The 26,243-nt window shown below is 35.9% G+C and carries 25 protein-coding genes, 1 other RNA gene, 1 pseudogene, 1 riboswitch and 1 other annotated feature; of the genes and pseudogenes, 7 read left to right on the top strand and 20 right to left on the bottom strand.

The annotated features are described in order from the left end of the window. Positions 1-173 precede the first annotated feature (173 nt). On the top strand, positions 174-560 hold the full coding sequence (locus tag AC1PU0_RS06585; protein ID WP_206848827.1) for a hypothetical protein: 387 nt from the start codon (positions 174-176) through the stop codon (positions 558-560). Between the two features lie 295 nt (positions 561-855). On the opposite strand, the gene purB is transcribed toward AC1PU0_RS06585, so the two are convergent. The 11 genes and pseudogenes from purB to AC1PU0_RS06530 form a co-directional block, all read right to left on the bottom strand. Continuing rightward, a complete protein-coding gene (purB, locus tag AC1PU0_RS06580) occupies positions 856-2,151 on the bottom strand; it encodes an adenylosuccinate lyase (RefSeq protein WP_069654498.1) in 1,296 nt (431 codons plus the stop codon). Between the two features lie 18 nt (positions 2,152-2,169). Beyond that, a complete protein-coding gene (gene purK / locus AC1PU0_RS06575) occupies positions 2,170-3,300 on the bottom strand; it encodes a 5-(carboxyamino)imidazole ribonucleotide synthase (protein ID WP_069654499.1) in 1,131 nt (376 codons plus the stop codon). Beyond that, complete coding sequence (purE, locus tag AC1PU0_RS06570; RefSeq protein ID WP_206848826.1) at positions 3,284-3,772, bottom strand: 5-(carboxyamino)imidazole ribonucleotide mutase; 489 nt, start codon at positions 3,770-3,772, stop codon at positions 3,284-3,286. The genes purK and purE overlap by 17 nt, the downstream gene beginning before the upstream one ends. 155 nt (positions 3,773-3,927) lie before the next feature. Further along, positions 3,928-5,256: a nucleobase:cation symporter-2 family protein gene (locus AC1PU0_RS06565; protein ID WP_206834299.1), complete on the bottom strand. Its 1,329-nt coding sequence runs from the start codon at positions 5,254-5,256 to the stop codon at positions 3,928-3,930. Between the two features lie 2 nt (positions 5,257-5,258). After that, positions 5,259-5,840 (bottom strand): xanthine phosphoribosyltransferase, encoded by a 582-nt coding sequence (locus tag AC1PU0_RS06560; RefSeq protein ID WP_069654689.1) that lies wholly within the window; start codon positions 5,838-5,840, stop codon positions 5,259-5,261. An 83-nt stretch (positions 5,841-5,923) separates the two neighbouring features. Then, a riboswitch (purine riboswitch) is annotated at positions 5,924-6,021 on the bottom strand. 115 nt (positions 6,022-6,136) lie between these two features. Continuing rightward, entirely contained in the window at positions 6,137-6,619 is a 483-nt protein-coding gene (locus AC1PU0_RS06555) for a hypothetical protein (RefSeq protein ID WP_340689571.1), read from the bottom strand. After that, positions 6,617-6,949: pseudogene (locus AC1PU0_RS06550) on the bottom strand (C40 family peptidase); the annotation flags it as partial. The pseudogene AC1PU0_RS06550 and the gene AC1PU0_RS06555, both read right to left, overlap by 3 nt. A gap of 446 nt (positions 6,950-7,395) precedes the next feature. Next, a complete protein-coding gene (locus AC1PU0_RS06545; RefSeq protein WP_206848825.1) occupies positions 7,396-8,079 on the bottom strand; it encodes a beta/alpha barrel domain-containing protein in 684 nt (227 codons plus the stop codon). Between the two features lie 27 nt (positions 8,080-8,106). Then, a complete protein-coding gene (locus AC1PU0_RS06540) occupies positions 8,107-8,730 on the bottom strand; it encodes a glycoside hydrolase family 73 protein (RefSeq protein WP_069654503.1) in 624 nt (207 codons plus the stop codon). Between the two features lie 92 nt (positions 8,731-8,822). Then, positions 8,823-9,023 (bottom strand): hypothetical protein, encoded by a 201-nt coding sequence (locus tag AC1PU0_RS06535; protein WP_111247428.1) that lies wholly within the window; start codon positions 9,021-9,023, stop codon positions 8,823-8,825. A gap of 20 nt (positions 9,024-9,043) precedes the next feature. Then, the gene (locus AC1PU0_RS06530; protein WP_206848824.1) at positions 9,044-9,565 is read right to left on the bottom strand and encodes a hypothetical protein; all 522 of its coding nucleotides are present in this window, start codon (positions 9,563-9,565) and stop codon (positions 9,044-9,046) included. A 345-nt stretch (positions 9,566-9,910) separates the two neighbouring features. On the opposite strand from AC1PU0_RS06530, the gene AC1PU0_RS06525 reads away from it, so the two are divergent. Further along, the gene (locus AC1PU0_RS06525) at positions 9,911-10,864 is read left to right on the top strand and encodes a Gfo/Idh/MocA family protein (protein WP_111247426.1); all 954 of its coding nucleotides are present in this window, start codon (positions 9,911-9,913) and stop codon (positions 10,862-10,864) included. A gap of 86 nt (positions 10,865-10,950) precedes the next feature. Here the strand turns inward: AC1PU0_RS06525 and argS are convergent, their stop codons facing one another. The 6 genes from argS to pbp4 form a co-directional block, all read right to left on the bottom strand. Continuing rightward, positions 10,951-12,642: an arginine--tRNA ligase gene (gene argS, locus AC1PU0_RS06520; protein ID WP_206848823.1), complete on the bottom strand. Its 1,692-nt coding sequence runs from the start codon at positions 12,640-12,642 to the stop codon at positions 10,951-10,953. A 268-nt stretch (positions 12,643-12,910) separates the two neighbouring features. Beyond that, positions 12,911-13,116: a binding site (T-box leader), on the bottom strand. 66 nt (positions 13,117-13,182) lie between these two features. After that, positions 13,183-14,217, bottom strand: a complete 1,035-nt coding sequence (gene tsaD / locus AC1PU0_RS06515; RefSeq protein ID WP_206848822.1) for a tRNA (adenosine(37)-N6)-threonylcarbamoyltransferase complex transferase subunit TsaD — start codon at positions 14,215-14,217, stop codon at positions 13,183-13,185. Next, positions 14,214-14,678, bottom strand: a complete 465-nt coding sequence (gene rimI, locus AC1PU0_RS06510; RefSeq protein WP_069654509.1) for a ribosomal protein S18-alanine N-acetyltransferase — start codon at positions 14,676-14,678, stop codon at positions 14,214-14,216. The genes tsaD and rimI (AC1PU0_RS06510) overlap by 4 nt, the downstream gene beginning before the upstream one ends. A gap of 4 nt (positions 14,679-14,682) precedes the next feature. Further along, positions 14,683-15,231: a ribosomal protein S18-alanine N-acetyltransferase gene (gene rimI, locus AC1PU0_RS06505; RefSeq protein ID WP_206848821.1), complete on the bottom strand. Its 549-nt coding sequence runs from the start codon at positions 15,229-15,231 to the stop codon at positions 14,683-14,685. After that, positions 15,215-15,934 (bottom strand): tRNA (adenosine(37)-N6)-threonylcarbamoyltransferase complex dimerization subunit type 1 TsaB, encoded by a 720-nt coding sequence (gene tsaB, locus AC1PU0_RS06500; protein WP_206848858.1) that lies wholly within the window; start codon positions 15,932-15,934, stop codon positions 15,215-15,217. Before tsaB ends, rimI (AC1PU0_RS06505) begins: the two co-directional genes overlap by 17 nt. A gap of 127 nt (positions 15,935-16,061) precedes the next feature. Beyond that, positions 16,062-18,098, bottom strand: a complete 2,037-nt coding sequence (gene pbp4 / locus AC1PU0_RS06495; protein ID WP_206848820.1) for a penicillin-binding protein PBP4(5) — start codon at positions 18,096-18,098, stop codon at positions 16,062-16,064. Between the two features lie 295 nt (positions 18,099-18,393). On the opposite strand from pbp4, the gene AC1PU0_RS06490 reads away from it, so the two are divergent. The 4 genes from AC1PU0_RS06490 to AC1PU0_RS06475 all read left to right on the top strand — a co-directional run bounded on the left by AC1PU0_RS06490 (position 18,394) and on the right by AC1PU0_RS06475 (position 22,532). Then, positions 18,394-19,626, top strand: a complete 1,233-nt coding sequence (locus tag AC1PU0_RS06490) for an SPFH domain-containing protein (RefSeq protein WP_206848819.1) — start codon at positions 18,394-18,396, stop codon at positions 19,624-19,626. A 176-nt stretch (positions 19,627-19,802) separates the two neighbouring features. Then, a complete protein-coding gene (locus tag AC1PU0_RS06485) occupies positions 19,803-20,975 on the top strand; it encodes a TFIIB-type zinc ribbon-containing protein (RefSeq protein ID WP_206848817.1) in 1,173 nt (390 codons plus the stop codon). After that, a complete protein-coding gene (locus AC1PU0_RS06480; RefSeq protein ID WP_206848815.1) occupies positions 20,972-21,772 on the top strand; it encodes a TPM domain-containing protein in 801 nt (266 codons plus the stop codon). Before AC1PU0_RS06485 ends, AC1PU0_RS06480 begins: the two co-directional genes overlap by 4 nt. A 214-nt stretch (positions 21,773-21,986) precedes the next feature. Continuing rightward, positions 21,987-22,532 (top strand): DUF5067 domain-containing protein, encoded by a 546-nt coding sequence (locus AC1PU0_RS06475; RefSeq protein WP_206834348.1) that lies wholly within the window; start codon positions 21,987-21,989, stop codon positions 22,530-22,532. A gap of 292 nt (positions 22,533-22,824) precedes the next feature. Here the strand turns inward: AC1PU0_RS06475 and AC1PU0_RS06470 are convergent, their stop codons facing one another. From AC1PU0_RS06470 to tadA, 3 genes are all read right to left on the bottom strand, one after another. After that, positions 22,825-24,072 carry an acyltransferase family protein gene (locus tag AC1PU0_RS06470; RefSeq protein WP_206848813.1) on the bottom strand — a complete coding sequence of 416 codons (1,248 nt, stop codon included), beginning with the start codon at positions 24,070-24,072 and terminating at the stop codon, positions 22,825-22,827. A gap of 596 nt (positions 24,073-24,668) precedes the next feature. Further along, positions 24,669-24,755: signal recognition particle sRNA small type (ffs, locus tag AC1PU0_RS06465), an RNA gene on the bottom strand. A gap of 39 nt (positions 24,756-24,794) precedes the next feature. Further along, positions 24,795-25,307, bottom strand: coding sequence for a tRNA adenosine(34) deaminase TadA (gene tadA, locus AC1PU0_RS06460; RefSeq protein ID WP_206848811.1), 513 nt, complete (start codon positions 25,305-25,307; stop codon positions 24,795-24,797). A 69-nt stretch (positions 25,308-25,376) separates the two neighbouring features. Here tadA and AC1PU0_RS06455 point away from each other — a divergent pair, with 69 nt between their 5' ends. Beyond that, a complete protein-coding gene (locus AC1PU0_RS06455) occupies positions 25,377-26,231 on the top strand; it encodes a helix-turn-helix domain-containing protein (protein ID WP_069654517.1) in 855 nt (284 codons plus the stop codon). The last annotated feature ends 12 nt before the right edge of the window (positions 26,232-26,243 follow it).

The raw sequence follows: 26,243 nt of genomic DNA, 5'->3' as shown, positions 1-26,243 counted from the left end.
TATATCTTCATATTGTTCGTTTTTTCATTTAATCTTAGTTTTAGATATTAAGAAAATCTTGTAAGCATTTACAGCTATTAAGAAAAATGGTATGCTAATCGAAAGTAATTCTTTAAAAAATCTACTATCATGTTTTCGTGATTCGGGATAATTTTTTAGGAGGGAACACAAGGATGACTAGCGGTTATGACAGTTTAGCAAAAGAATTTTTGGCAGAATTAATCCCTGAAGAAAGAACAAAATTATACAATGATTTACTTGCCTTAGAGGAAGTCCACAAGTTAAATCAAGGGTGTACTTACTATACATTTAAGAATTTGAAACGAGCATTTCATCGGCATTCAGAAAGACGTAAACGAACCTTCCGTTATATGAATAGTCTGAATAACGAATTGACCATACATCAAATACATGAACAACACTTTTTTAAAAACAACTACTGTATACATGTCTATTTCAACGAACAAGAATGTACGTATCTTTTTATAGAGCAGTTGCTTTCTATTCTAAAAACACCCGATGTTGCACGGTTACGCAGCTTCAAAAAAGTGATGGTTTAGTACTAAAACACAAAAAGACAAAACTTCTCAACAGTTTTGTCTTTTTCGTATCTAAGTATTGATAACCAAATAAGATGGCTCTTTAGACCAAATGGGACTACAATCATTAAAAAAAAGTAGAGACTAAGACATAACTCTAGAAGTCATATCTCAGCCTCACGAAATTTGAATAAACGGTGGCGAACCAGAAGTAACCTCTTCAGAAATAAGCTGAAAACTACAAAAATTCGAAGAGCAACTTTCGTGGATTTCAGCTTATTTCTCGGAGTTCCAAATTCTACTTTTATCGGTTATTTTATACCAATCCTACACGTTTAAAAATAAGATCAACATTTTTCAAATGGTACTGATAATCAAAAGCATCATCTAATTCTTCTTTTGATAAAATTGAAGTAATGTTTTCATCCGCATCTAATAGTGGTCTAAATGCTGTTTGATTATCCCACGCATAGGCTGTTTTGGGCTGTACTAAATCATATGCTACTTCCCGAGACATACCATGATCGATCAATTTTAACAACACACGTTGGCTATAAATCAAACCATAAGTAGCGTCCATATTACGTTTCATATTTTCAGGAAAGACCGTTAAATTTTTTACAATAGTAGAAAAACGGTTCAACATATAGTCTAGTAAAATAGTAGTATCTGGTATAATGATTCGTTCTGCAGAAGAATGAGAAATGTCTCGTTCATGCCACAATGTAACATTTTCATACGCTGTGACCATATGACCACGAATAACCCGAGCAAGACCTGTCATATTCTCAGAACCAATTGGATTGCGTTTATGTGGCATTGCTGAAGACCCTTTTTGACCTTTCGCAAAATACTCTTCAACTTCTCTTGTTTCAGATTTTTGTAATCCACGAATTTCAGTTGCAAACTTCTCAATACTTGTTGCGATCAAGGCCATCGAAGATACATATTCCGCATGTAAATCCCGAGGTAATACTTGAGTTGAAATTTCTTGGGCTCTAATGCCCAAATGTTCACACACATATTCTTCAACAAAAGGAGAAATATTTGCAAATGTCCCTACTGCTCCACTGATTTTTCCAGCTTCTACACCTTTTGCAGCATGTTCAAAACGTTCAACATTCCGTTTCATTTCTGAATACCATAACGCTAACTTTAATCCAAATGTTGTCGGTTCAGCATGTACACCATGTGTCCGGCCCATCATAACTGTATGTTGATGTTCCTTCGCTTTTTCCCCAATGATTGCTGTAAATTTCTTTAAATCTGCTCGTAAAATATCATTTGCTTGTTTCAATAAATAGCCATATGCAGTATCAACGACGTCTGTACTGGTCAGGCCATAATGAACCCACTTACGTTCTTCACCTAATGTTTCAGACACCGCACGTGTAAAAGCAACTACATCGTGTCTCGTTTCCGCTTCGATTTCTAAAATGCGTGCTACATCAAATGATGCATTATCACGAATTTTTTGTACATCTTCTTTTGGGATATCTCCCAATTCAGCCCATGCTTCATCCGCTAAAATTTCTACTTCTAACCACGCATTGTAACGATTTTCATCTGTCCAAATTGCACCCATTTCAGGTCGTGTGTAACGATCGATCATTCGTTTGTTTGCTCCTTTTTAATCCCAAATATTGGTTTGATATATATCTTCTAAAGTTTCAAAAATATCTTCTGTTAAAATCGTGATGTGCCCCATTTTTCTATCTCTTTTTGCTTCTGCTTTGCCATAATAATGAAAATGCCAATCAGGTTTCTCAGAAATCACATCCATTGTTTCGTATATTTCATCTCCTAAAATATTGACCATTACAGCTTCTGATAAAAGCTCAACTTCTGGCAGTGGCCAGCTACAAATACCACGAATGTGCGCATCAAATTGACTCATCGAACAAGCTTCAATCGAATAATGGCCCGAGTTGTGTGGTCTAGGAGCCAGTTCATTTACATAAATGCCACCATCATTTGTTAAAAACATCTCAACAGCCAAAGTCCCCGCTAAATCAACAGCTTCTGCAATAACACGGGCAATTCGTTGCGCTTCTTCAACAACTTCTTCAGTCACTCTTGCCGGAGCAATCGTTTCATGTAAAATATTATTTCGATGGATATTTTCAACTACAGGAAAAACGGTGAACTCTCCTTGTCCATTTCCACTTACTAATACTGATATTTCTTTTTCATATGGAATCCAAGCTTCTAATACACAAGTTCCTTCTCTTAGAATATTCATTGAAGGTGCTAGATCGGACGTACTGTACAAAACAAATTGTCCTTTCCCATCATAGCCACCACGTGTTGTTTTTAAGACACATGGATAGCCGATTCCGTCAATGGCATCTTGGATATCTGTCGGACTTACGATTGTGGCAAATGGAGCGATAACAATATTGTTCGCTTCTAAAAAAGATTTTTCGAGTAAACGATCTTGTGTAATAGCTAAAAGATCTGTTCCTTGCGGGATATTCACCAAATCTTGAACGTGCATCAATGCTCCAACGTCAACATTTTCAAACTCGTAGGTCAAGACTTGTGAGCGCTTTGCCAGCTCTTCTAAAGCTTCTATGTCATCATAATCAGCTAATAAATGCCAATCAGCGACTTGAGCAGCAGGACAATCAACAGTTGGATCTAAAACACCCACACGGAAACCCATTTCCCGTGCGCTGAGCGCCATCATTCTTCCTAATTGCCCGCCACCGATAATACCGATCATTTGTCCCGGTAATAAAGGTTTATTCAAGTTCATCACTACTTTCCATCACAGTTTTTTCAAGAAATTTACGCTTGGCGTCTAATTTCCCTGCTAACTCTACATCATACATGGAAAGCATCTGAACTGCAAGCAGTCCGGCATTCTTCGCCCCGGATTCTCCAATTGCAGTAGTCGCTACGGGGACACCAGCAGGCATTTGGACGATTGATAACAATGAATCAAGCCCATTCAATGCTTTTGATTGAATTGGAACACCAACTACTGGTAACGTTGTTTTGGATGCAATCATCCCAGGTAAATGAGCCGCACCTCCAGCTCCAGCAATGATCACTTTGATGCCACGCTCACGCGCTTGCCCAGCAAATTCAAACATAAGATCTGGTGTACGATGCGCCGATATCACTTTTTTTTCATAAGAAATGTTAAATTCTTCCAAACAATCGCACGCATGCTTCATTGTTACCCAATCCGACGTACTTCCCATAACTACTGAAACCATGATAGACATACCATTCCTCTTTTCTTTCTCTATTCTTTTACATTTTATCAACGGAAATCTTACATGTCAAAATAAAATCGAATATTAAAGTTTTTTTTAATATTATTGTTCGTATTGGACGGATAAAAAAAGAAAAACCGGAGGAACATCCGGTTTTTTCACTATCATAATGGTTCAGTTCGATCCTCATTTTTAAGACCGTTAAACAATACATTTAAAATAATTGCTGTCAAACTACTCATGACAATACCATTCCCTGTAAACATCCTTACTGTTTCAGGCATTTGTTGGAATAAAGTGGGCAGCATATTAAATCCTAATCCAAACCCAATTGAGATTGCAATGATCAATAAGTTTTTATCATTATTGTAATCAACTTTTGATAACATACGCATGCCTTGCACAGCGACCATACCAAACATCACTAACATCCCACCACCTAACACAGGTTCAGGGATAATTTGAGCAACTGCTCCAACTTTTGGCAATAATCCTAGAGCAATCAGGAAAAATGCTGAGTAATAAATCGGTCGTCTTGTTTTGATTCCGGAAAGTTGGACCAACCCAACGTTTTGAGAAAAACCAGTATATGGGAATGTGTTAAAAATCCCACCTAAAATAACCGCTAAACCTTCCGCACGATACCCTTTTTTTAATTCTTTTTCGCCGATTTGCTTTCCTGTTATATCGCCTAAAGCAAAATAAACTCCTGTCGATTCAACCATACTGACAATCGAAATAATGATCATCAACACGATTGAAGAGATATCAAACGTTGGCTTACCGAAATAAAAAGGCTGTGGAAAATGGAACCATGTCGCTTCCCCAACTGGTGTCAAGTTCACTTGACCTAGAACTGCTGCAAGAACAGTCCCACCGATTAAACCAACTAAAACGGCAATCGATTTGAAGAATCCTCTACCCCAAACCTGGACAACAATGATCAAACCAATTGTTACAAAAGCCAGAAGTAAATTGGTCCCGTCACCAAAATTCGTAGCTGTAGCGAGACCTCCCCCCATTTTTTCCACTGCAACTGGAATCAACGTCAACCCAATGACCGTGATTACAGTTCCCGTTACTAAAGGTGGAAATAGCTTTTTGATTTTAGAAAAAATTCCCGAGACTAATACAACAAAAATACCAGAAGCAATGATTGAACCATAAATTGCACCTACACCTTTATCGCTACCAATCATAATCAATGGCGCTACCGCTTGAATTGCGCAGCCAAGCACTACAGGTAAGCCAATTCCAAAAAATCGATTCACTGTCAATTGCAACAACGTCGCAATGCCACACATAAAAATATCAATTGAAATTAAATAGGTCATCTGCTCTGAATTAAAATTCAAACCCGTCCCGATCAATAAAGGTACGGCTACAGCTCCTGCATACATCGCCAATAAATGCTGAAGACCCAAGACTGCCGCTTTACCATTTTCAGTTTCTGGTTGATTGTTAACTTCTTTTGTATTTACTTTACTCTCCAAGTTTATGCATCCCCCTCAAGAAATTCAACTTCACCATTTTTCAAAGAGTCAATACGAGCTAAAGAAATAACACGCATACCCATTTCTTCTAATAAAGCTCGTCCATCTTGGAAAGATTTTTCGATGACAATACCAATTCCATCTACAGTTGCCCCTGCTTGTTGACACAATTCGACTAATCCCTTTGCAGCTTGACCATTCGCTAAAAAATCATCAATAATCAATACTTTATCGTCACTTGACAAAAATTTTCTTGAAATAGATATTTGGCTTGTCACTTGTTTAGTAAACGAATATACAGAAGCTGTCAGTAGTTCTTCATCCATCGTTAAGCTTTTTGCTTTACGAGCAAAAATCATTGGTACCTCCAGTTTTTTCGCTGCAAAAAGAGCAGGTGCGATTCCTGAAGCCTCGATTGTAACAACCTTTGTAATGCCAGCATCTGCAAATACTTCAGCGAAACGATAGCCAATCGCCTCCATTAAATTAGGATCGACTTGGTGGGTAACGAAGCTGTCTACTTTTAACACACCTTCCCCTAAAACACGACCATCCTCTTTGATTCGTTGTACTAATTCTTCCATTTTTTCCGACTCCTCCATCACATTTTCTACGCAACTCTTCTTATACAAACAAAAAGACCCTTTTTGCATAAGCAAAAAAGGGTCTGAGACTCTTTTTCACTTATAGACCAACATTTACGGTGTTGGGTAGAGACGATCATCCTTATTATGATCATATATAAGCTTCTTGTTATTAGTATACAATAGTACAAAACTCTGTAAATTTCAATGAAAATAATTGTTTTTTCATTGAAATTTTACAGAGTCACTTATTGTTTCTATGGATCGTTTTTATCTCTTTTTCAGTTGTTCCTTATTTATTTTTTGATAAACGCAGGTTTTCCACCTGATGGTAATACTGTATTTTTAGGAACTAATTTTATCTCGATTGCTTCTAAACGTTTTGCTAAGCCTTGTGTTCCAGCAGATTGACCATTTTTAGTCCACGCTTGCCATCCATAATCTTGAGAGTGAACGCGATACTGAACATCATATTTGGTAGCAGCCGCACCGCTTAATTTAATTTGAATTGCTTCTAACCTTTTTTTCTTACCAGTCGTTCCGCTTAATGCATTGTTCGACTTAAACCCTTGCCAGCCGATATCTTGAATATGAGTCTTATATTGAATATTTCCACTCACTGAAGGATCAAGCTTAACCTGTATTCCTTCTAGGCGTTTTGATTTACCCACTGAACCACTGGTTTGACCAGATTGTACATAGTTTCCCCAACCAAAATCTTGGAGGTGAGTTCTGTAACTAACTAGATTCGCATTATTGTTGGTATTCTTTTTTATCACTCTAACAGCAAAACTAGGCTTAAAATACGTAGTTGAATTAATCTTCACCACTTCTTTTTCATTTGGCGCATGGATATATTGACCATTCCCAATAGCAATTGCTACATGATAGGTATTTCCTTTTGCTCCCCAAAAATAGAGATCTCCTGGTTCAGCCTGAGCAACACTGATTTGTTCTCCAGCTTTTTCTTGCGGTATCGTATAATCACCGATATTTTTTCCAGTAACTTGTAAAAATACGTAACGAGTCAATCCTGAACAATCAAATACATTCGGTCCTTTTCCACCCCAGGCATATGGTTTACCTAAATGTCTTTTAGCTTCAGAAACGACTTGATTTTTTTGAGTGGCTGAAAATACAACAGCACTTCTAGCTGCCGATTCTTCTTGAATATTTTCTAAAGAAAAATCAGGCATTTCTTGAATCTGTTGAATCTGTTCAGGTGTAAATCCTGATTCAATTGCCGCTTGGTAGCTTTCTTCACTTACTGTTTCAGTCGCTTCGGTAGTACTAGCCATTCCAAAAATCGTAAAAAGTGTAACGGCCGCGCCAACCACGTAACAATATTTTTTCATCAATTCCCAACTCCTAAACCATTTTCATCCATCATAACATAAAATAAATTCACCTTGATAAAAACATTCTATTTATAATAGAATGTTTTTATCAATTAATCCTCAGCAATTGCTGAAGGCAAATAAATAATCAACGGCTAAATAAACGAAAATATGCCCTTGATTATCGTTTGTTACAGTAAAAATTTGCTCTGTATAGGTTAAACATCATTCTCTTTTTCTAAATGTCTATATTTATTCATTTTTTGACTAAAAAGTTCACCGTTGCTAGGCGGTGTATATGTAATCGCATTGGCTCCAGCTTCAATCGTTTCTGTAATTGATTCATCTGTTGGCCCACCTGTTGCAATAATTGGTAATTCAGGGTATTTATCTCGGAAAAACTTAACCGTCTTAGCTGTATCTTTACCAGCACTGATATTGATCATCGTAACCCCTGCTGCTATTTTTGCATCGATTGGTGTATGGATAGAAGTTACCGTGCTAACGACTGGAATATCAACAGCTTCACAAACCATTTCAACTGTTTCAACTGGTGTTGGACCATTTAATACGACACCGATCGATCCTTGAGCTTCCGCGAACAAGCTCATGTAAGCCGAGCGTTGACCTTGAGTTAAGCCACCGCCAACTCCTGAAAATACAGGAATATCCGCTGCTTCAATAATACTTTTTGTAATGGCTGGATGAGGTGTAAAAGGATATACAGCAATTACTGCATTTGCATCTGTATTTCTAATTATTGCAATATCTGTCGTAAAAATAATTGACTTAATTTTTTTTCCAAAAATTCGGATTCCGCTCGCTTGCGCAATTACTTTCGGCACTTGAACGATATCTTGTTTTAAAGGTGTTACAATTTCAGGCACCCATTTTTCATTCATTTAATTTACTCCCCTTTACTCCATCTATTAGTGATCATATTGATTAAGATCGTAGCTTTCGATGACATGAATCACTTTATCTGCATATGTTGGATCTGTAGCATAACCAGCATCTTGTAAAGCTTGAGCCGCTTGTTTATAATTTTTTGCCAGAAGAACATGTTCGTATAAACGTGGATTCCATGTTACACCGTTAACAAATAGACGTGTGTGATCATCCATTGACTCTTCCCACGTATCATACACTCTAAAATCCCCTTGGATAACGATCCATTCTTCATTGATATATTCACGTGTTTCAAGGTTGACTTTTTTTTGTTCCCCATAGGCCTTGATTCCAAATAAATTATTATACTTTGAAGCAAGCGTACTCTGTCCCCAATTTGATTCTAATATCCCTTGCCCTATTATGATACTAGGTAACACACCATAAGATGCTTGTAATTCTTTTGCATAAGGACTGATTCTATCAATAAACTGCTCCTTTGTTACTTGCTCTTTTTGTTGAGCTGACTCTTCTTCTGTTTTCGAACTGTCTGACAATACATTGATTGAAAAGATAAACGCTACACCAACAATCAACAAACCCGCAAAAAGCATCGGTAAATTCGTTTTTCTCACTTTTTTCTTCTTATACCTTGGACTATTCATACATTCCCTACTTTGTTTTGTATTCGTTCCTGTACTAACTTTTTTTATTTAGGATAATAGCTGACTGATTATATCAGTTTTTCCCTAGACAATCAATCAACTGCAGTTGTAGTCATAGTTGTCGATGTATTCGTTTGTTTTTCAGACGTGGTTGGCGGTGCCGTGGTGCTTGTTGTTTGTGTTTCCTCACTGCTCGTTTTTGTTTTTTCTTTTGGTGTTGAATGACCAAAAAGGACAAAAATCACAGCACCTAATACGATGATGACGGATAAGATTCCTAAAATTTGTTTCACAAAAAAACTCCCTTACTTACTTATTCACCAACGTAAGTACCCATCAAATTTTCATTTACCCAATCTAGTAATTCTACTTTTGATTCTTTTAATTGACCTTGTAGAGTTGCCGGCAATCTGAACGTGACAATATCATCAAACCCCCACTCATCATAAGAAACCGTTACTTTTAGATCAATAAATGCCTGTTCTTTTTCGTCGCGGTTTGCTTTTGACGGTATCAATTCAGCAACACCTGCTCCTGATTGTAACCATTTTTTAGCGATTATTGTTTTTAGGCGTTTGTATTCTGAAACGGCTATGTTTCTTTTTTCTGGAAATAGAATGGTTTGACGTAATATTTTTTGTGTCAGCATCCATTCATAATCAGAAAATAAGTTTTTTATTTTTTGCATCTCTTCACTTGTTAAATTAATTCTACCTTTTTTCCAATTTGTCCAATTTTCTTCTGTAATTTGGAGATAGTCAATATAGAAGTGCTCTTCCGTTTCAAATTGTTCTATAATTGCATCGATAAGAATATCTATATACATTTGGTGCATGACTTTCGCCTCCTTCTCCCATTTTACTGAAATTAGTAAAAAAATGCATCTTTTTGAATCATTTATTTCTGTATTTTTAAGAAACACGCCACTTGTTTCTATAAATAATAAGACAATTCAACATATCTGTCCAAAATAATCCATTATTTTTCATTTCTCATGTATAATAAAAATAGAGCTTTTTAATTACTTAATGCGTCAGAAAAAGTGCAGAAGCTCTTTTAACTTTTGTTATTATTGAGTTATGTGGGCTATTTTCTTAAAGCCGTAAGAGTTTCTCACTCTTGATTTTTTCTTTTATAGAAATGATAACGCCCCACTGCTCTATTATTAAGGAGGATATATATGAAATACTACAATTGGGGAATCATCGGTCTTGGAGAAATTGCAACTAGTTTTACTAACAGCTTTCAACAAGAAAATAGTCAAATAACAGCCGTTGCTTCTAGAACATTAAGTAAAGCTGTAGCATTTGCAAACGAACACGATATCCCCAAAGCTTATGGTTCATTTGAAGCATTGTTAGCCGATCAAGCGATCGATATCGTCTATATCGCCGTTCCCAATCGTCAACATATCGAACATATTTTAAAAGCTCTGGCAGCAGGTAAACATGTACTTTGTGAAAAAGCGATTACGATGAATAGCGCAGAACTAACGCAAGCTATGACGCTAGCTGAAGAAAAAGGCCTGATATTAGCTGAAGCAATGACTATTTTCAACATGCCCTTATACCAAGAATTACGTAGTCAAATCGACTCCAATCGTTTTGGAAAATTAAAAATGATTCAAGCGCCTTTTGGTAGTTACAAAGAACCTGATCCGTCGAATCGATTCTTTAATCCTGATTTAGCTGGCGGCGCTTTATTGGATATTGGAACTTATGCGGTTTCTTTTGCTCGCTGGTTTTTTACTTCGCAACCCAAAGTTATTGCATCCGTTATGCAGCCATTCTCAACTGGTGTAGACGAACAATCAGCGACGATCTTACAAAACGATGTACAAGAAATGGCGACAGTTTCCTTAAGTTTCCAAGCAAAAATGCCCAAACAAGGAGTTGTCGCTTTTGAAGATGCTTATATTGTGATCAACGAGTATCCACGAGCAGATGAAGCAAAAATTTTCTTTAATGACGGAACTGTGGAAACAATTGTTTCTGGGGATAGTACTCAAGCCTTAAACTACGAAATCACTAATATGATTAAAATGATCGAAGGAGAAACATCCAATCGTTCTCTCTTTTTAACAAAAGACGTTATCGATCTTTTGGACCAAATGCAACAAAATTGGACTAATTAAATAATGCCAGAAAAGTAGGTTTTTTAGTTAAAAAAAAGCTGAGTCAAAAAGGAATTACTGTCCTTTTGCCTCAGCTTTTTTGCTCGTTACATTTCATTCGGCGCATGTAGACCAAGTAAGCGTAAATCTTCTTTAATAATCGTTGCCATCGCATACACTAACGCTAAACGCGCTTCTTTTTGCTCATCTTCAGCTAAAATTTTGACATGTGCATAGTATTTATTGAAGGCTTGAGCAACTTGGATCGCATGTTTTGCAATAACTGATGGTTCGTATTTTTCAGCAGCTTGCATGACAACTTCTGGGAATTTTTGCAATAGTTTCACAACTTCCCAGCTATCTTTATCATCTAGGGCATACTCTTTGGTCTCATCGATTGAGAAATCAGCTTTTCTTAAAATACTCATTGCACGTGCATGTGTATATTGTACATACGGGCCTGTTTCACCTTCAAAACGAACAACTTCTTCTAAAACAAAATCAAAGTTATTCAAACGATCATTTTTTAAATCGTGGAAAATAACAGAACCAATTCCAACTTGTCTCGCCACTTCTTCTCGATTCGGTAAATCAGGGTTTTTCTCCATAATTTGGTTATTCGCCAGTTCAACTGCTTCGTTCAACACTTCTTCAAGCAAAACGATTTTCCCTTTACGCGTTGATAGTTTTTTGCCACCTTGTGTAATCAAACCGAATGGTACGTGATGCATATCTTTGGACCAGTCAAATCCAAGCTCATTTAAAACAGCTTTTAATTGCTTGAAATGATTGCTTTGTTCATTTCCGACAACATAAATCGCTTTGGCAAAATCATAATTACGTTTACGGTAAACAGCCGCCGCTAAATCACGTGTGATATACAGCGTTGCACCGTCTGATTTTTTGATTAGCGCTGGATTTAGGTCATATGCAGATAAATCAACGATTTCAGCTCCTTCATTTTCTTGCAATAGATGTTTTTCTTCTAGCATTGTTACAATTTCGTCCATTTTATCGTTGTAGAAAGCTTCTCCGTTGTATGAATCAAAGGAAACTTCTAGCATTGCATAGATTTTGTCGAATTCTTTTAGTGATTCTGTACGGAACCATTTCCATAATTCAGTGGCTTCAGCATCGCCTTCTTCTAGTTTTTTAAACCAAGCGCGTGCTTCTTCTTCTAGTTCAGGTTGTGTTTCAGCTTCTTCATGAAATTGAACATACAGACGTAATAATTCAGTGATTGGCGCCGATTTGACTCCGTCTTCTGAACCCCATTTTTTATAAGCTACAATCAATTTACCGAATTGAGTACCCCAATCCCCTAAGTGATTGATACGAATAGGTGTATAACCACTCTTTTCAAGAATAAACGCAATTGAATTCCCAATAACTGTTGAACGCAAATGCCCCATTGAAATTGGTTTCGCGATGTTAGGTGAAGACATATCGATTGGTACATTGCCTTTGTTACCGATCGAGCTATCTCCGTAGTGTCCTTTTTCTTTTGCAATTTGACCGATGACTGTTTGACTTACCCTTTTTTTATTCATGAAAAAGTTCAGGTAAGGTCCAACCACTTCGATTTTTTCAAAGTCTGTTCCAGCAATTTTCTCAGCTAAATCAGCTGCAATTTGTTGCGGTGCTTTACGGTAGACTTTCGCCAATGAGAAAGCTGGAAACGCTACATCTCCGTGATCAACTGACTTAGGATTTTCCAATAATTGGGTAACGGTTTCTAATGATAAATCTTCTTTTACCACTTCATAAATGGCTTTTGCTACGATTTCTTTGTTATTCATAGTTATCCTCCTAATAGGTGATTTGTATTATTTATTCTAGCTGCATTATCATTGATTTTGAGAAATGGGTCCTACTTTTTTAAATCAAAGTGGATTGGTGATTCAATAGTTTACCAGAGTTAAACTTAGTGATTCACTTCTTAAAATATAAGCAAAGCAACCTGACTTTCTGACACATTATAAAATGATTCTTTTCTACTTGATTTGCAACAACGATATCAAAACGAAGTGGCGTGATAAACAAAAAAAATCCCTAGTGTTAAAAAACACCAGAGACGAGATTTTCCCGCGGTACCACTCTAATTGTTCGTCCTCTATAAAGACGAACCCACTTAATCTATTAACGGTAGATAGCCGTCTGCCTTGGCAGATTCTCAAAAGCGCGCTTCCTTCATTTGATTATTTTCGGCTTGCACCTTCCCGAAATCGCTTGAATAATAGCTAATGAAGTACTCTCTTTATCGATGAATCATTATTAAACTTGGTTCATTATAACAAATATTTTTCTCTATGCCTAGTCTTGTCTGTTGATTTTAATGTTTAGATGGTCGTAAAGGATAAACTAGGATCCGCGTTTAAGTGGTAATCAGCAAAATGAGCTTTTTCAGCTTCGACAAATGCAGCAGCACCAATCATCGCTGCATTGTCACCGCATAGTCTAAGTGGTGGCACGATAAATGTTACGCCTTGCAGTTCTTCCGTCACTTCTTTGCTTAATCGATCACGCAAACCTATATTTGCGGCAACACCACCTGCCATCACTAATTGTTTGACAGGATATTCTTTGCAAGCTCGAATCGTTTTATCGGCTAAAACATCGATAACACTCGCTTGAAAACTTGCGGCTAAATCTTTTACTATCAATTCTTCATTGCGTTGTTCAGCATTATGAACCGTATTGATAAATGAGCTTTTCAAACCACTAAAACTAAAATCATAATTGTCTTCTTTCATCATAGCTCGTGGAAAATGGTACGTATCTTCTCCATGGTGGGCCAGTTCATCGATCTCTTTACCGCTTGGATAGGTTAGACCTAAAACTCTGCCGACTTTATCATATGCTTCACCTGCAGCATCATCTCTTGTTTCACCGATGGTTTCAAAAGAACCTGTCTCTCTCATGTAAACTAATTCCGTATGACCACCGCTCACTAATAATGCCATTAACGGAAACTGCAAAGGTTCTACAAAATGAGCCGCATAAATATGCCCAGCCATATGATTGACTGGAATCAGCGGTAAATCATGTGCCCAAGCAAATGCCTTAGCAGCGGAGATACCGATCAATAAAGCCCCTACCAAACCAGGACCATACGTAACGCCTACTGCACCTAAGTCATCTGGTTTTACATCTGCTTCAGCTAGAGCATCTTTAATACATAACGTAATTTCTTCTACATGATGACGACTCGCAACTTCTGGTACAACACCTCCAAAACGTTGATGGCTCTTCACTTGAGAAGCCACAACGTTAGATAAAATTGTATCGCCATTTTCAATAACAGCAACACTGGTTTCGTCACAACTACTTTCAATAGCCAGTATCAATTTTCTTTCTTTATTTAAAAAAATCATTGTTTCACTTCCTTAACAGTTAAACACATCACAATCCCGTCTTCTTGTGGATTACTATAATATTTTTTTCGACGATTGATCGCGTTGAATCCTTTTCTTTCATATAAATTTTGTGCATATACATTCGATGTTCGAACTTCTAAAAACACTTGACAAGCATCTTGTTCGTTTACTCGTTGAATCAACTGATCGATCAATTGACTGCCATAACCTTTTTGCTGACATTCCTTACGAATCACAACATGCGTAATTTCAACTTCATCTAATACTAAATGATAGCTGACAAAACCAATCCACTTGCCTTCTTTAATTAAGACAAGATAGTGACTTGTTTCTTGTGCTAAATCAACGTCAAATTGTTTTTCTGTCCAGGGTGATCCATGGTCATATGAATGGTCACATATCCGCCAAAGTTTCTTAGCAGCCTGTCTTGTTGGCAACTCTTCTTTTGAATAATACATCGCTTCACTCTTCTTTTAAAGATAATATCATTTCTAATGCATCTTCTTTATTTTCAGTATAATAATGTGGCTTAATGGTATTGGATACAAATCCAAGTTGTCGATAGACCCGCTGTGCATTTTTATTGCTGATTCGGACTTCTAACGAGATCTTCTCACAATTGTTGATTCTTGCAAACTGCTGAACCTCTCTTATCAAGAAACTCCCAATTCCTTTTCCTTGATTTTGCATTGCAACGGCAACATTTGTAATATGAGCATCCTTATCAAAAATACGGCATCCAATAAACCCAATTGTTTTTCCTTCTTTTTGAATAAGTAAGTATAAATGAGGTTCTGCTGCTTGAAGTTCAACTAAAAAAGCCGTTTTTGTCCAAGGTAATTCTCCAGCATATACTTCCCTTTCAATTGAAAGTAAATCTTTGATATCATCGAGTGTGATCCCACGAACATAATACTCTTGTTCTGAGATTGTTACAGTCTTCTCATCATATGGGCGATTCTTAAAAAAAATGCCCAAAATACTATGAAAAAGATTAAATTTTTTCAACATAATTATCTACCTCAGATACATGATCTTTTAACCAGTTCTCTTCTGCTTCTACTCGTTTTAAATAATTAGGTAAAAAGTGATGGATATCCGCTTCAGGTTCACTTACTCTACCCAATTCTGCTAAGGCTGCACCGTTTGGAATTTGCCATTCTGAACTAGCACAAATTTCAGCAGTAGGGAGAGTGGCTTCAATCAGTGAGCGGAATTTTTCAACATCTTCTCCAACAAAGTAAACAGAATCAATGTCTTTTAGCTGACAAAGCCAATCTTCCATCGCTATATGCCGGTCCTCTATGACATTTGTCAAAACACCGTTAACATATTGATATGCTCCGGTATAAACATTATTTCTTCTCGCATCAAAAATCGGTATGATTGTTCCTTTTACCTTAACACAATTTGCGGCTAACGTTTTTAAACTAGACACACCTACTAATTCTTTATTTAATGTGTAAGCCAATGTTTTGGCCGTTGTTACACCTATTCTTAATCCTGTATATGAACCTGGACCTTGAGCCACAACAATCCGATCAATGTCCTTAGGTGTCATCCCAACATCTTTCACCAATTGTGTGATTGCTGGCATCAACGTTAAGCTATGGTTTCTTTTTACAGTGATTGTATATTGTCCTATTATTTTCTTGTCTTCACAAACAGCAATGGTCAATGTTTGATTTGACGTATCGATCGCTAAAATCCGCACAAAAAATCCCTTTCTTTCATCATGTAGTTGGTTCATTGTAGCATATTTTTGTACGTTCGTAAAAAAACGTGGCAATAACATAAAAAGGGGCGAAAACGCCTCAAGCGCTTCGCTCCTTTTTATGTTATTATTTGATATTTGCTTCTAAATAATCGATTAACGTTTTACTGATATTTGTTGCTGTATCATTTTTTCTTGAATCTTCCACCATGATCATCGCTGAAAATTTGTTGTTGCTTCGATCCATTGCTAAAAGAAAACTATTTTCTTTTCCAAGCGTGTCCTGTTTTTCCTTGATTTCAGCAGTTCCTGTTTTCGCCGCTAATGAAAATTCTGGATTGTACATATTGTGGACATACCCCGTTTCATCTTCAACACTACCAAGCAAATCTGTCACAATCGTATTCGCGGCATTCGAACTAATGACATTATCTTTTGTTTTAGTTTCTTTGTTTAGCTCGATTTTTGGATAAACAAGTTTGCCTTCATTTTGAAATACCGTATACATTGCGGCTTGCTGAATAGGCGTTACCAACAGTTGTCCCTGACCATATCCTGTATCGGCTAGTAAGATTTCTGAATTGAACTTGTCTTCATTCGAAATTTGCGCTGGATTCATTGGGATAGATAAATCTAATTTCTCTCCAAAAATAAATTTATCCAGTCCTTTTCTAAATTTATCTTCTCCCATTCGCAATGTTTGTTGAGCGAAATAAATATTGTCAGAATTAACCAACGCTGTTCTTAGGTTTACAGGACTAGCTTCTTTCACACGCGTCACAAAATAATCTCCCCAAGAGGCATCTTTTTGCCATTTCAACCCATCGATAGCGATTTCTTCTTCTGGCTTCAATGTGCCTGCATCTAACCCAATTCCCCCCGTGATTGTCTTAAAGGTCGAACCTGGTGCGTAGCCTGTCGCAAATCTAGCTGTAAATGGTAAATTCTCATTATTCGCATAGCCTTCATATTCTTTTTGAGAAATACCATTAGCCATCTTATTCGGATCAAACGATGGAGAACTCGCTGCCGCTAATAAATCCCCTTGTTGCGGATCCATGATGACCGCACTCCCCGGGCGATTATTAAAGATATCGTATGCTTGCGACTGAACATTCTTATCAAGCGTTAATTGAATTTTTTCGCCATCTCTTTTATCTACTTTTTGCAGGACACTTTTTGCATTCCCTTGTGCGTCAGTGATTGTGATATTTCCACCGTCTTGTCCGCGTAACTGTTTGTCAAAAGCCTGTTCTAAGCCGACTTTCCCTATCACACCAGTACTACTAAGTGTAGGATCTTTCTCGATATCTTCAGCAGTAATCGTGCCGACATATCCGACTAATTGAGCAGCAGATTCTTTTAAAGGATAGTAACGAACAACCGTATCCTGAGAAGCAGCTCCTTGAGGTAATGTTGTCACTGGATCAAAAGAAACCGTCAAAGGTACAAAAGCATCTGGTTTGACCCAATCTTGTTTGAGTTTTTGCTCAATTTCATCAACAGATACATTGAATTGATCACTGAATGCTTTGATATTATCTGTCTTTTCTTGGCCTTCTCCAAGCTTACCAGGTACGATTCCTACCTGATCAAAAGCTTGATTAACAGCTAATCCTTCTCCATTACGATCAACGATTTCTCCTCTATTCGCCGCATCGATACCAATTGAAATTTTATCCTGGCCTGACATTTCTGGAAAAATCAAATTGGGAGCCCAATTGATTTTATACTGTTGATCTACTTTTTTGATAGTCGTTTTATAAGATAAATCATTTAATTTCCCTAAAGGTGTTGTCATATCTAATTTGTAGGTAAATGTATATTCTCCTTCTTTTTCTTGCTTCACCTTTACTTCTTTACTTTTGATTCCTTCAGCTTGAATGCCAGAAAAAATGGTTTGATATTTTTCGATGACTTGCTTGTTCTCATAACCGCTATCCTTTACTGATGGTTCATCTAATAAATCTGAGAATTGATCAAACTCTTGTTTTGAAAGGTTGTTTAGAAAAGCCTTAGCAGATTTTTCTGCTTTATTTAATTCCTGCTTCTTCTGCCAAGTACCATAAACAACATAGCCTCCGACAGCCGCTGCCAGTACCACCACGCCACTTATTGCTAAAATAATTGTTTTGTTTGATTTTTTCTTACTTCTTCTTTCCAATTTCTCATCCCCCAAGTCCTTGTTTCGACGTTCTTTTCTTTATTATACCTTAACTTATAAAATCTAAGATAGAAAAAAGGAAGTTTTATAAAAAAAGAAAAATTTTTGATTATCGCGCTGCTTTTTTGTGATTGAATTGCCTTTATAATCAGGCTTTGGTGCTGTTTTTCTTACACCAACCTATGGTATACTATTTTTACTTACTACTTTCTTATCCAGCTTCTTGAGCTAGTATTCAAAAGAAGGTATAAATGAATCAAGCGAAATACGGCTTTAAATTTAGGAGGAATTTCAGATGGGAATTATTAAAGCAGCAACAAGTGCAATCGGTGGCGGTATAGCGGACCAATGGATCGAAGTTATTGAACCCGATAACATGAGTGATACAACCGTTATGACAAAAGGGGTTTTTGTTCGTAAAAATGATAAAAGAGGGTCAAATCGCAAAGGAACAGAAGATGTTTTGAGTGATGGTTCTGTTATTCATGTTTATCCGAATATGATGATGATTTTAGTCGATGGCGGAAAGATCATTGATTATACGGCTGAAGAAGGATATTATACTGTGAAAAATGATTCCGCACCTTCTGCTTTTAATGGCTCATTGAAAGATGCGATTTCTGAAACATTCGACCGTTTTAAATTTGGTGGCGTAACACCTCAAAAACAACAAGTTTTTTACATCAACCTACAAGAAATCAGAGGTATCAAATTTGGAACATCTTCACCGATTAATTATTTTGATAATTTTTACAATGCTGAACTGTTTCTACGTGCACATGGGAATTACTCAATCAAAATTACAGATCCTTTATTATTCTTTTCAAATGCAATTCCTAGAAATAAATCCCAAGTTGATATTAATGATATCAACGAACAATATTTAGCTGAATTTTTAACGGCACTACAGGCAGCAATCAACAAAATGTCAGCAGATGGCGAACGCATTTCTTATGTACCATCTAAAAGCTTAGAATTAAGTAAATATATGGGGCAAGTACTAGATGATGAATGGCGCTCACTACGAGGAATGGAAATCGTTTCTGTTGCGGTAGCAAGCATCTCTTATACAGATGATTCTACTAAATTGATCAATATGCGCAATCAAGGTGCCATGCTTAGTGATGCTGGAGTTCGTGAAGGCTATGTACAAGGCGCAATGGCTCGTGGCATGGAAGCTGCCGGGAGTAATGAAGGTGGAGCAATGAATGGTTTTATGGGCGTTGGAATGGGCATGAATACAAGTGGTAATTACTTTGCTCAAGCGTCTCAAACCAATCAACAACAAATACAAGAAAAACAAAATCAACAAAATGCGCAAGGATCTGATAGTACCTGGACCTGTCCGCAATGTGGAACTGAAAATAGCGGCAAGTTCTGTTCAAACTGTGGAACACCAAAACCAACAAATGAAAAACCAAAATTAGAAATGAAATGCAGCGAATGCAGTGAAATCGTTGATTTATCTACTGGTATTCCAAAATTCTGTCCACATTGTGGCAAACCATTTCAAGGAATTCCTTTATAAGCCGAAGAAATTGGGTGTGGGACAAAAGTAAAAATCACTTTTGTATCACACCCTAAATGCAAATAAACGGTTGGAGCAGAAGCAATCCTAGCTTCTTTTTCTTCTAATCAATACTCAACTATTTGTAAAAGCGCTTTTCACTTATATTAATTCGCTACTCAAAGAAAGGAACAATTATGACGGATACCTTTACACACAAATGCCCAAACTGTGGCGGTCCCTTATTATTTGATCCGAAAGATCAAATGTTTCATTGTGAATACTGTCTCAGTGTCTATACAGAAGCTGAAGTAACCTCTTATGAATCCTCACAACGAAAAGCACATCTAGAAGATGAGCAGAAGCAATATATTGAACCTGAGTTAACATTTACAGCCGAATCGCAGAAAGAGGACATGACTCCTGAAGATACGGCTACTTTTAAAGAAGCAACTGGTTCAGATGGTTTGACAAATGATACCTTAGAAGGAGCAATGGAATTATTCAATTGTCCAAGCTGTGGTGCGCAAATCGTTACTGAAGCAACAACTGCGGCTACATATTGCTATTATTGTCATAATCCGGTTGTTTTATCTGGAAGATTGAGTGGTAATTTTCTTCCTGAAAAAGTCTTGCCTTTTGCTATTGAAAAAGAAGAAGCGATTGAAAAGTTCTTAGCTTGGACAAAGAAAAAATGGTTTATTCCAAAAGACTTTTTTAATAAACAACAAATTGATCTGATGACAGGTGTCTATTTCCCCTATTGGGTCGTAGATGCTCAAATCGATGGTCAACTAAATGGGACGGGAACTGCGATTCGTATATGGCGTGTTGGTGATATTGAATACACTGAAACGAAACAATTTGATGTCGAACGACAAGGAAAGATTTCTTTTACGGAATTGATCAAAAATGCTCTTTCTAAAAATGTGCAGCAAAAAATGGTAGAAGCAGTTCAGCCCTTTTTAATAGACAAAGCTGTTTCCTTTAAAAGTCAATATTTGGCGGGATTTCAGGCTGAAAAAAGAGACATTGAATATGAAACGATCCAAAATGCTATTCAAAATGAACTAAAAGATTATTCTGAATCGTTACTAAGAGATACGGCTTCTGGCTATACTACTTTAACCAACTTACGAACAGATATTTCTTTAAACAGCGAAAAAAATCACTATATGTTGTTGCCGATTTGGGTCGTAACATATCGGAGTAACAGTCAGTCAAAAAAAGTATATTACTACGCTATGAATGGACAGACTGGGAAAGTAAGTGGGATTTTACCAGTTAGTTATAAGCGTTTAGGGTTATTTACATTTGGCATTTTTGCTGCAATTTTAGCTATTTTCTTGATTGGAGGCTGGTTTATATGAGAAAGATCCCTTTTACTCTGTTCGTTGTTCTTTTTCTACTATTTGGGTTTTCGTTAAAAGTCCAAGCGGCAGATGATTCCATCGATGACCAAGCTTCTCTTTTCAGCTCTGAACAAATTACTCAATTGAAAGAAGCGATTGGCCCAATTGAGGCAAAAACGAAAGCACGAATTTTTATTGTGAGCAATACGGATAATGATTCAGACTCTACTCGGTTCGCAGACTATTATATGCTTGACCGCATTGGTAAAAATCAAAATGGTATCACTTTTTATGTTGATATGAATCAAAGAAAGTTTAGAATTTCAACTTCTGGAAATATGATTGATTACATGACAGATAAGCGAATTAACCAAACACTAGATGATATTGAACCCAGCATGAGAAACGGAAATTATTTTCAAGCAGCACAAACTTTCCTAGAAAATATAGGTTACTACTTTGATCAAGGTGTTCCTGGTGGACATTATCGAGTCGACACTGAAACAGGAAAAATTACTCGTTTCAAAACGTTGACTACCACTGAAATCATCATTGCCTTTGTAGCAGCAATTGTTTTAAGTGGTATCTTCTTTGCTATTAGTGTATCCAAATACCAATTAAAATTTGGTACCTACAAATACCCTTTTAGAGAAAAATCAACGCTTAACTTGACGCGAAGAAACGATGTGCTAATCAATTCATTTATCACGACCCGTCGAATCCCTAGAAATAATTCCAATGGCGGTTCAGGCGGTGGAAGCAGTACTCACTCCACAGGTGGCGGAACATTTGGCGGTGGTGGTCGTAGCTTTTAATCCCCTAAAAAAATAAAACATCGTCTCGTATTATAGTGTGTTCCTCGAATTTTGTTCGTTTCTGCAATTAATTATATTACGAGCAAAAGTCACCTTGTTATTTAGTAAAATACAAGGTAGTATAGAAACAAATCCTTTTTTTAAATAAGTAAATTTAATTTGAATCTTATTAGGGATTTTTATCACCATTATTTTATAAAGCGAGGATATATCGATGAAAAAATTATTAAGTTTAGGTGTGTTAACGTTGTGTAGTATAACGTTGGTTGCTTGTGGAGGCAATAGTAAATCTACCGATACCAAAAAAAATGAAATGACTTCAACTTCCCCCAAAAAAACAGAAGATGTCTCTTTTAAAGACGATACATTAAAAATTGAAATGGCTACTCTTAAACTATTATCAACTGAAGTTTTACCTGCTGACGAAAATCTCCTAAGAGAAAAACCACAGTTAGCAATTACTTATGAAGTAACGAACAATAGTGAAGAGCTGATTTCAGCTGCTACAGTTTGGATTGCTTGTATGGGATTAACACAAGAAAGTAAAGATACGATCAATAAACTAACCGTTGGTATGACGCCTCAAGATGAAAAATTTGCAGAATACACGGAACATCAACTGGATGATATTAAACCTGGAGGTACAGTGAAAGCTATTATTTCTTATGACTTAGATGACACAGAAACGCCAGTTATTTTGAAAGCGACTCAAGGAATGGCTGGAAAAGAACTTGGGCAAAAAACCATTAACTTAAAATAATCCTCGCTTTTCAGATATTCATTTGAAAAATGGAATAGCAATCATGAAATTTATGATTGCTATTCCATTTTTTTCTCTAAATTTAACAGTTGCGTGTTAAACAGAAATAACTTCATTGACAGCTATGTACTTTTTTCTCGTTTGATTTATTTTAAGTAATCAACTTTTTATACACCCCTATATAATAATACTATTTACCTCTTAAAATAAACTAAAATTGATTAAAAACGAGACTATCAGAAATCAAATCACATTAGAAGAATCACTAAAGATTGTGTTTCTAGTTATCCCCTCATTCCAAACTCTTTTTCATTTCTTTAAAATCACTATAAAAAATACTCTTGAATAGTTTATTAATAAACTTGATAATAAGCTCGAAAAAAATACCTACTGTGAATATCGCTACCGTTAGCATCATCATGTAAAACAACCCCAGTTTAACTCCTCTATCTTGAAAAACTTGACTAATATTTAGAAAATCTTGTAGATTAATCCAATCTTCTGCATTATCAATTGGAACTGTAAATCCTTTCATTAGATCACTATCCATGATTTTTGTTGAAACTTCTTTTAATATGCCTAATCTGTTTGGTAATGGAATTCCTTTTATTTGTATCTTTCTGAAGAAATAAGACTCATGAAAAAGATACACAGTAAACGTCGCAGCAGATACACTGTTTATCAGTCTAATGCTTCCTATCTTTAAGCGACTAAACAACTCAAAAATACTTACACTACAAATCATAAATAATATACTTGGGGACCATAGGACATTTATAAAAGGTGATTTAACGAATAACGTACTAGGTTCCTTATAAAATTCGTTCAAATTTGTATTCAAATTTACTTTATACTGAATAATTTGAATCGCAACAAAGGAAACAATACATAACAACAAATTAATTGTCTTCACTTTTTGTAATGGGTTATACAAACGAATGAATCCACCAATAGAATAGACTAGAATTCCAATTACAAAGTTTTGTATTTTTAGATTTGTAAGAACATTGAAGATTTCCATAAAACTTAACAAGAATGTCATAATTAAAATGAAATTTAGATAACTTTTTTTATCTAACCTGTCAAGAAAATCATTGAGAACATACTTGGCAAAGATAATAATAAAAATATAATATCCGATGAACCACCAACCCTTGAGCGCCATATGTATATCCGAATTTGACGAAAGCGGTATTTGAAATTTGCCAAATAAATAAGAGACCCCCATTAAAATAATCGCTAACAAATAAGAACGATTTAATAACTTAACTCCTGGTTTCAATACGTTAATATTTTTCTTGCCAATCAAAAAATATCCAGTTATTAAAATGAATAAGGTATTTCCGATTTGCCCAAAAGTATACATGATTTGAATTGTTTCTAAATGATAAAAATTCGATTTTCCATCTAGATTAACTAATGCAAATCTATTGTAATCTGAATGGTGAATGACTAAATGGTACACAATGATGCCCAGCATAGCTAATATTCTTAAAAGTTCAAAATTCGATTCCCTTTTTTTTGTTATTTTTTCTTTCATAAGTCTCTCCTCCTGTAGTACAAAAAAACATAAATTAATATTACCACAAGAGAACTATTAAGTCTATTTAGCTTGAAAAACCATTCTTTTTATGTAAAAATAATTAATAAATAGAATATAATCACATTTTAATTGTTATTTTATTTTTTCTAACATTATAAATATTTCCCTTAATTTTTAGTTATATTATGTAGTTGACATACTTGATTCGTAAAACTCTATTGTATTCTTATTAGGTCAAACCTTATACGAAGATAAAACCAATCCTTTTCCTTTATCTTGATGCATTATCCAATTGTAAATAAACTTCGCATTAATTAGGATAAAATAACATTTTTCGAAAAATAAATAATATTAAAATAATGAAGAAGCACTTGAAGTGAATAAAAAAATTTGATGAAAAGATATTTTTTAGATCTTTCATTACTAAAAAAATGTTCAGTCTGTTTTAGATATGAAATTTTAGTTTATGCTAAAAATGAAGAAATATAATGTCATGAAGAAATTAGATTTTGAAGAGTTATCCGTTTATCTTTCTTATTCTATTCACGTTTGAGCAAATAAAAAAAACAGACCTAAAAGTCTGTTGTTACGCTTTATCAATCAGACACATGGCGGCACCTACTTAGTGCTGCTTCCTTCCGGATCTGACACGCTTCGTAAGCCCACCATTGTCCTAGCCTTTCGGCAAGATTTAGTATACCGCATTTTTTGATGCTTGGCTAGTCTTTCTCTCGATTTTTTAAAAGTTTCTTTTCTTCCCTTAGTTTTCTAAAAAAATTTGAGAGTAAATCGCCGCATTCTTGCTCCAAAACTCCAGCTTCAACATAGGCTACATGATTGAATCGTTGATCTTCCAGTAAGTTCATCAAGGTTCCTGCTGTTCCTCCTTTTGGGTCTTTTGCACCATAATAAACTTCATTGACTCTTGAAAGAATCATTGCACCACTACACATCGGACAAGGCTCTAACGTAACAAATAATTGAGCACGTTCTAAACGCCAATTGTCGATTGCTGCACACGCCTCTTTGATTGCATACATTTCTGCATGGGCTGTTGCATCTTGACTTGCTTCTCTAAGATTATGTCCACGTCCAATGATTTCTCCGTCTAAAACAACAATAGCCCCAATTGGTACTTCTTTTATGGCTTCTGCTTTTTTTGCTTCTTTGATAGCGTGCAGCATAAACGTTTCTTTTTCTTCTATCGTTAGACTGCTTGTCTTTTCATTCAAGCGATTTCCGCCTCTCGTTCTTTATACTTTTATCTTATTCATGGTACAATAAATCAGTGAGGTGTGTCTATGACTATTGAAGAATTAATTACATTATATCCTAACGGAAAAATCCAGCAAGCCAAGGGCACAAACAATGCTCTATCATTGCCGATTGATGGAAAATACTTTGTCCTTGATAAAGCACTGTTACGAGAAACAGAAATTCATTTATTAAAATCATTGTTTCCTGAAAATGAATATTTTGTTGATCAAAACAAACATCCTTGGTTTGGCTATCTATTCGATCGAACACCCCTTAACCTAGAAGGAACATTTCGTATCATACAATTTCAATTAAAAAAACCAAAAGCCTTTTTACAATCTGAATGGGAAACTAGCATTGAAGAAATCTTCCCAAATCTTGATGATTTCTTTTTTATCAGCGAGAATGATGGCGCTCTAATTGAAAAATATGAAAAAAACTATTATAAATTAGAAGAATTACAAAGTATATTTTTAACTTTGGACGCTGATTTCGATTCTTCTACGACAGCTTTTATTGGTAATTTTTTCCCAGCCAATGAACACTTACCTGCATTATTTAAAGAAGAACAACAGATATTTCAAACCGAAGCGGATCCTATTCGCGGGAAATCGACCTTTTCCTTACCTGATGTGGTATTACATTATTTTACGAAGGACGCGATGAATCAAAGCCAGATCGTTCAGACGTTTGCTAAACAACTAGTTTTGACAAGTGAGATACAACAAATTATCCTTGCTCTTTGGCGGAACCAAGGGAATATTAGTTCTACTTCCAAAGATTTATACATGCATCGTAATACACTGCATTATCGCTTAGAAAAGTTTTATGAGCAAACAGGCCTTTCTTTAAAACGGATGGATGACCTAGTATTTTGCTATTTATTGATTACAAAATAAAATAGTAGGCAA

This window comes from Enterococcus sp. XAF26B05_ASV22 (genome assembly GCF_056727285.1).
This window is presented reverse-complemented; position numbering and strand designations above follow the sequence as displayed.

Bases quoted from the DNA above. Each gene is read 5' to 3' on its own strand.
- rimI (WP_069654509.1), bottom strand. From the start codon at position 14,678: ATGTATTATTCAAAAGAAGAGTTGCCAACAAGACAGGCTGCTAAGAAA.
- tsaD (WP_206848822.1), bottom strand. From the start codon at position 14,217: ATGATTTTTTTAAATAAAGAAAGAAAATTGATACTGGCTATTGAAAGT.
- AC1PU0_RS06475 (WP_206834348.1), top strand. From the start codon at position 21,987: ATGAAAAAATTATTAAGTTTAGGTGTGTTAACGTTGTGTAGTATAACG.
- AC1PU0_RS06480 (WP_206848815.1), top strand. From the start codon at position 20,972: ATGAGAAAGATCCCTTTTACTCTGTTCGTTGTTCTTTTTCTACTATTT.
- AC1PU0_RS06585 (WP_206848827.1), top strand. From the start codon at position 174: ATGACTAGCGGTTATGACAGTTTAGCAAAAGAATTTTTGGCAGAATTA.
- AC1PU0_RS06470 (WP_206848813.1), bottom strand. From the start codon at position 24,072: ATGAAAGAAAAAATAACAAAAAAAAGGGAATCGAATTTTGAACTTTTA.
- AC1PU0_RS06490 (WP_206848819.1), top strand. From the start codon at position 18,394: ATGGGAATTATTAAAGCAGCAACAAGTGCAATCGGTGGCGGTATAGCG.
- AC1PU0_RS06545 (WP_206848825.1), bottom strand. From the start codon at position 8,079: ATGAATGAAAAATGGGTGCCTGAAATTGTAACACCTTTAAAACAAGAT.
- argS (WP_206848823.1), bottom strand. From the start codon at position 12,642: ATGAATAACAAAGAAATCGTAGCAAAAGCCATTTATGAAGTGGTAAAA.
- AC1PU0_RS06530 (WP_206848824.1), bottom strand. From the start codon at position 9,565: ATGCACCAAATGTATATAGATATTCTTATCGATGCAATTATAGAACAA.
- AC1PU0_RS06525 (WP_111247426.1), top strand. From the start codon at position 9,911: ATGAAATACTACAATTGGGGAATCATCGGTCTTGGAGAAATTGCAACT.
- AC1PU0_RS06455 (WP_069654517.1), top strand. From the start codon at position 25,377: ATGACTATTGAAGAATTAATTACATTATATCCTAACGGAAAAATCCAG.
- purB (WP_069654498.1), bottom strand. From the start codon at position 2,151: ATGATCGATCGTTACACACGACCTGAAATGGGTGCAATTTGGACAGAT.
- purE (WP_206848826.1), bottom strand. From the start codon at position 3,772: ATGTCTATCATGGTTTCAGTAGTTATGGGAAGTACGTCGGATTGGGTA.
- AC1PU0_RS06560 (WP_069654689.1), bottom strand. From the start codon at position 5,840: ATGGAAGAATTAGTACAACGAATCAAAGAGGATGGTCGTGTTTTAGGG.
- rimI (WP_206848821.1), bottom strand. From the start codon at position 15,231: ATGTTGAAAAAATTTAATCTTTTTCATAGTATTTTGGGCATTTTTTTT.
- AC1PU0_RS06485 (WP_206848817.1), top strand. From the start codon at position 19,803: ATGACGGATACCTTTACACACAAATGCCCAAACTGTGGCGGTCCCTTA.
- AC1PU0_RS06540 (WP_069654503.1), bottom strand. From the start codon at position 8,730: ATGAATAGTCCAAGGTATAAGAAGAAAAAAGTGAGAAAAACGAATTTA.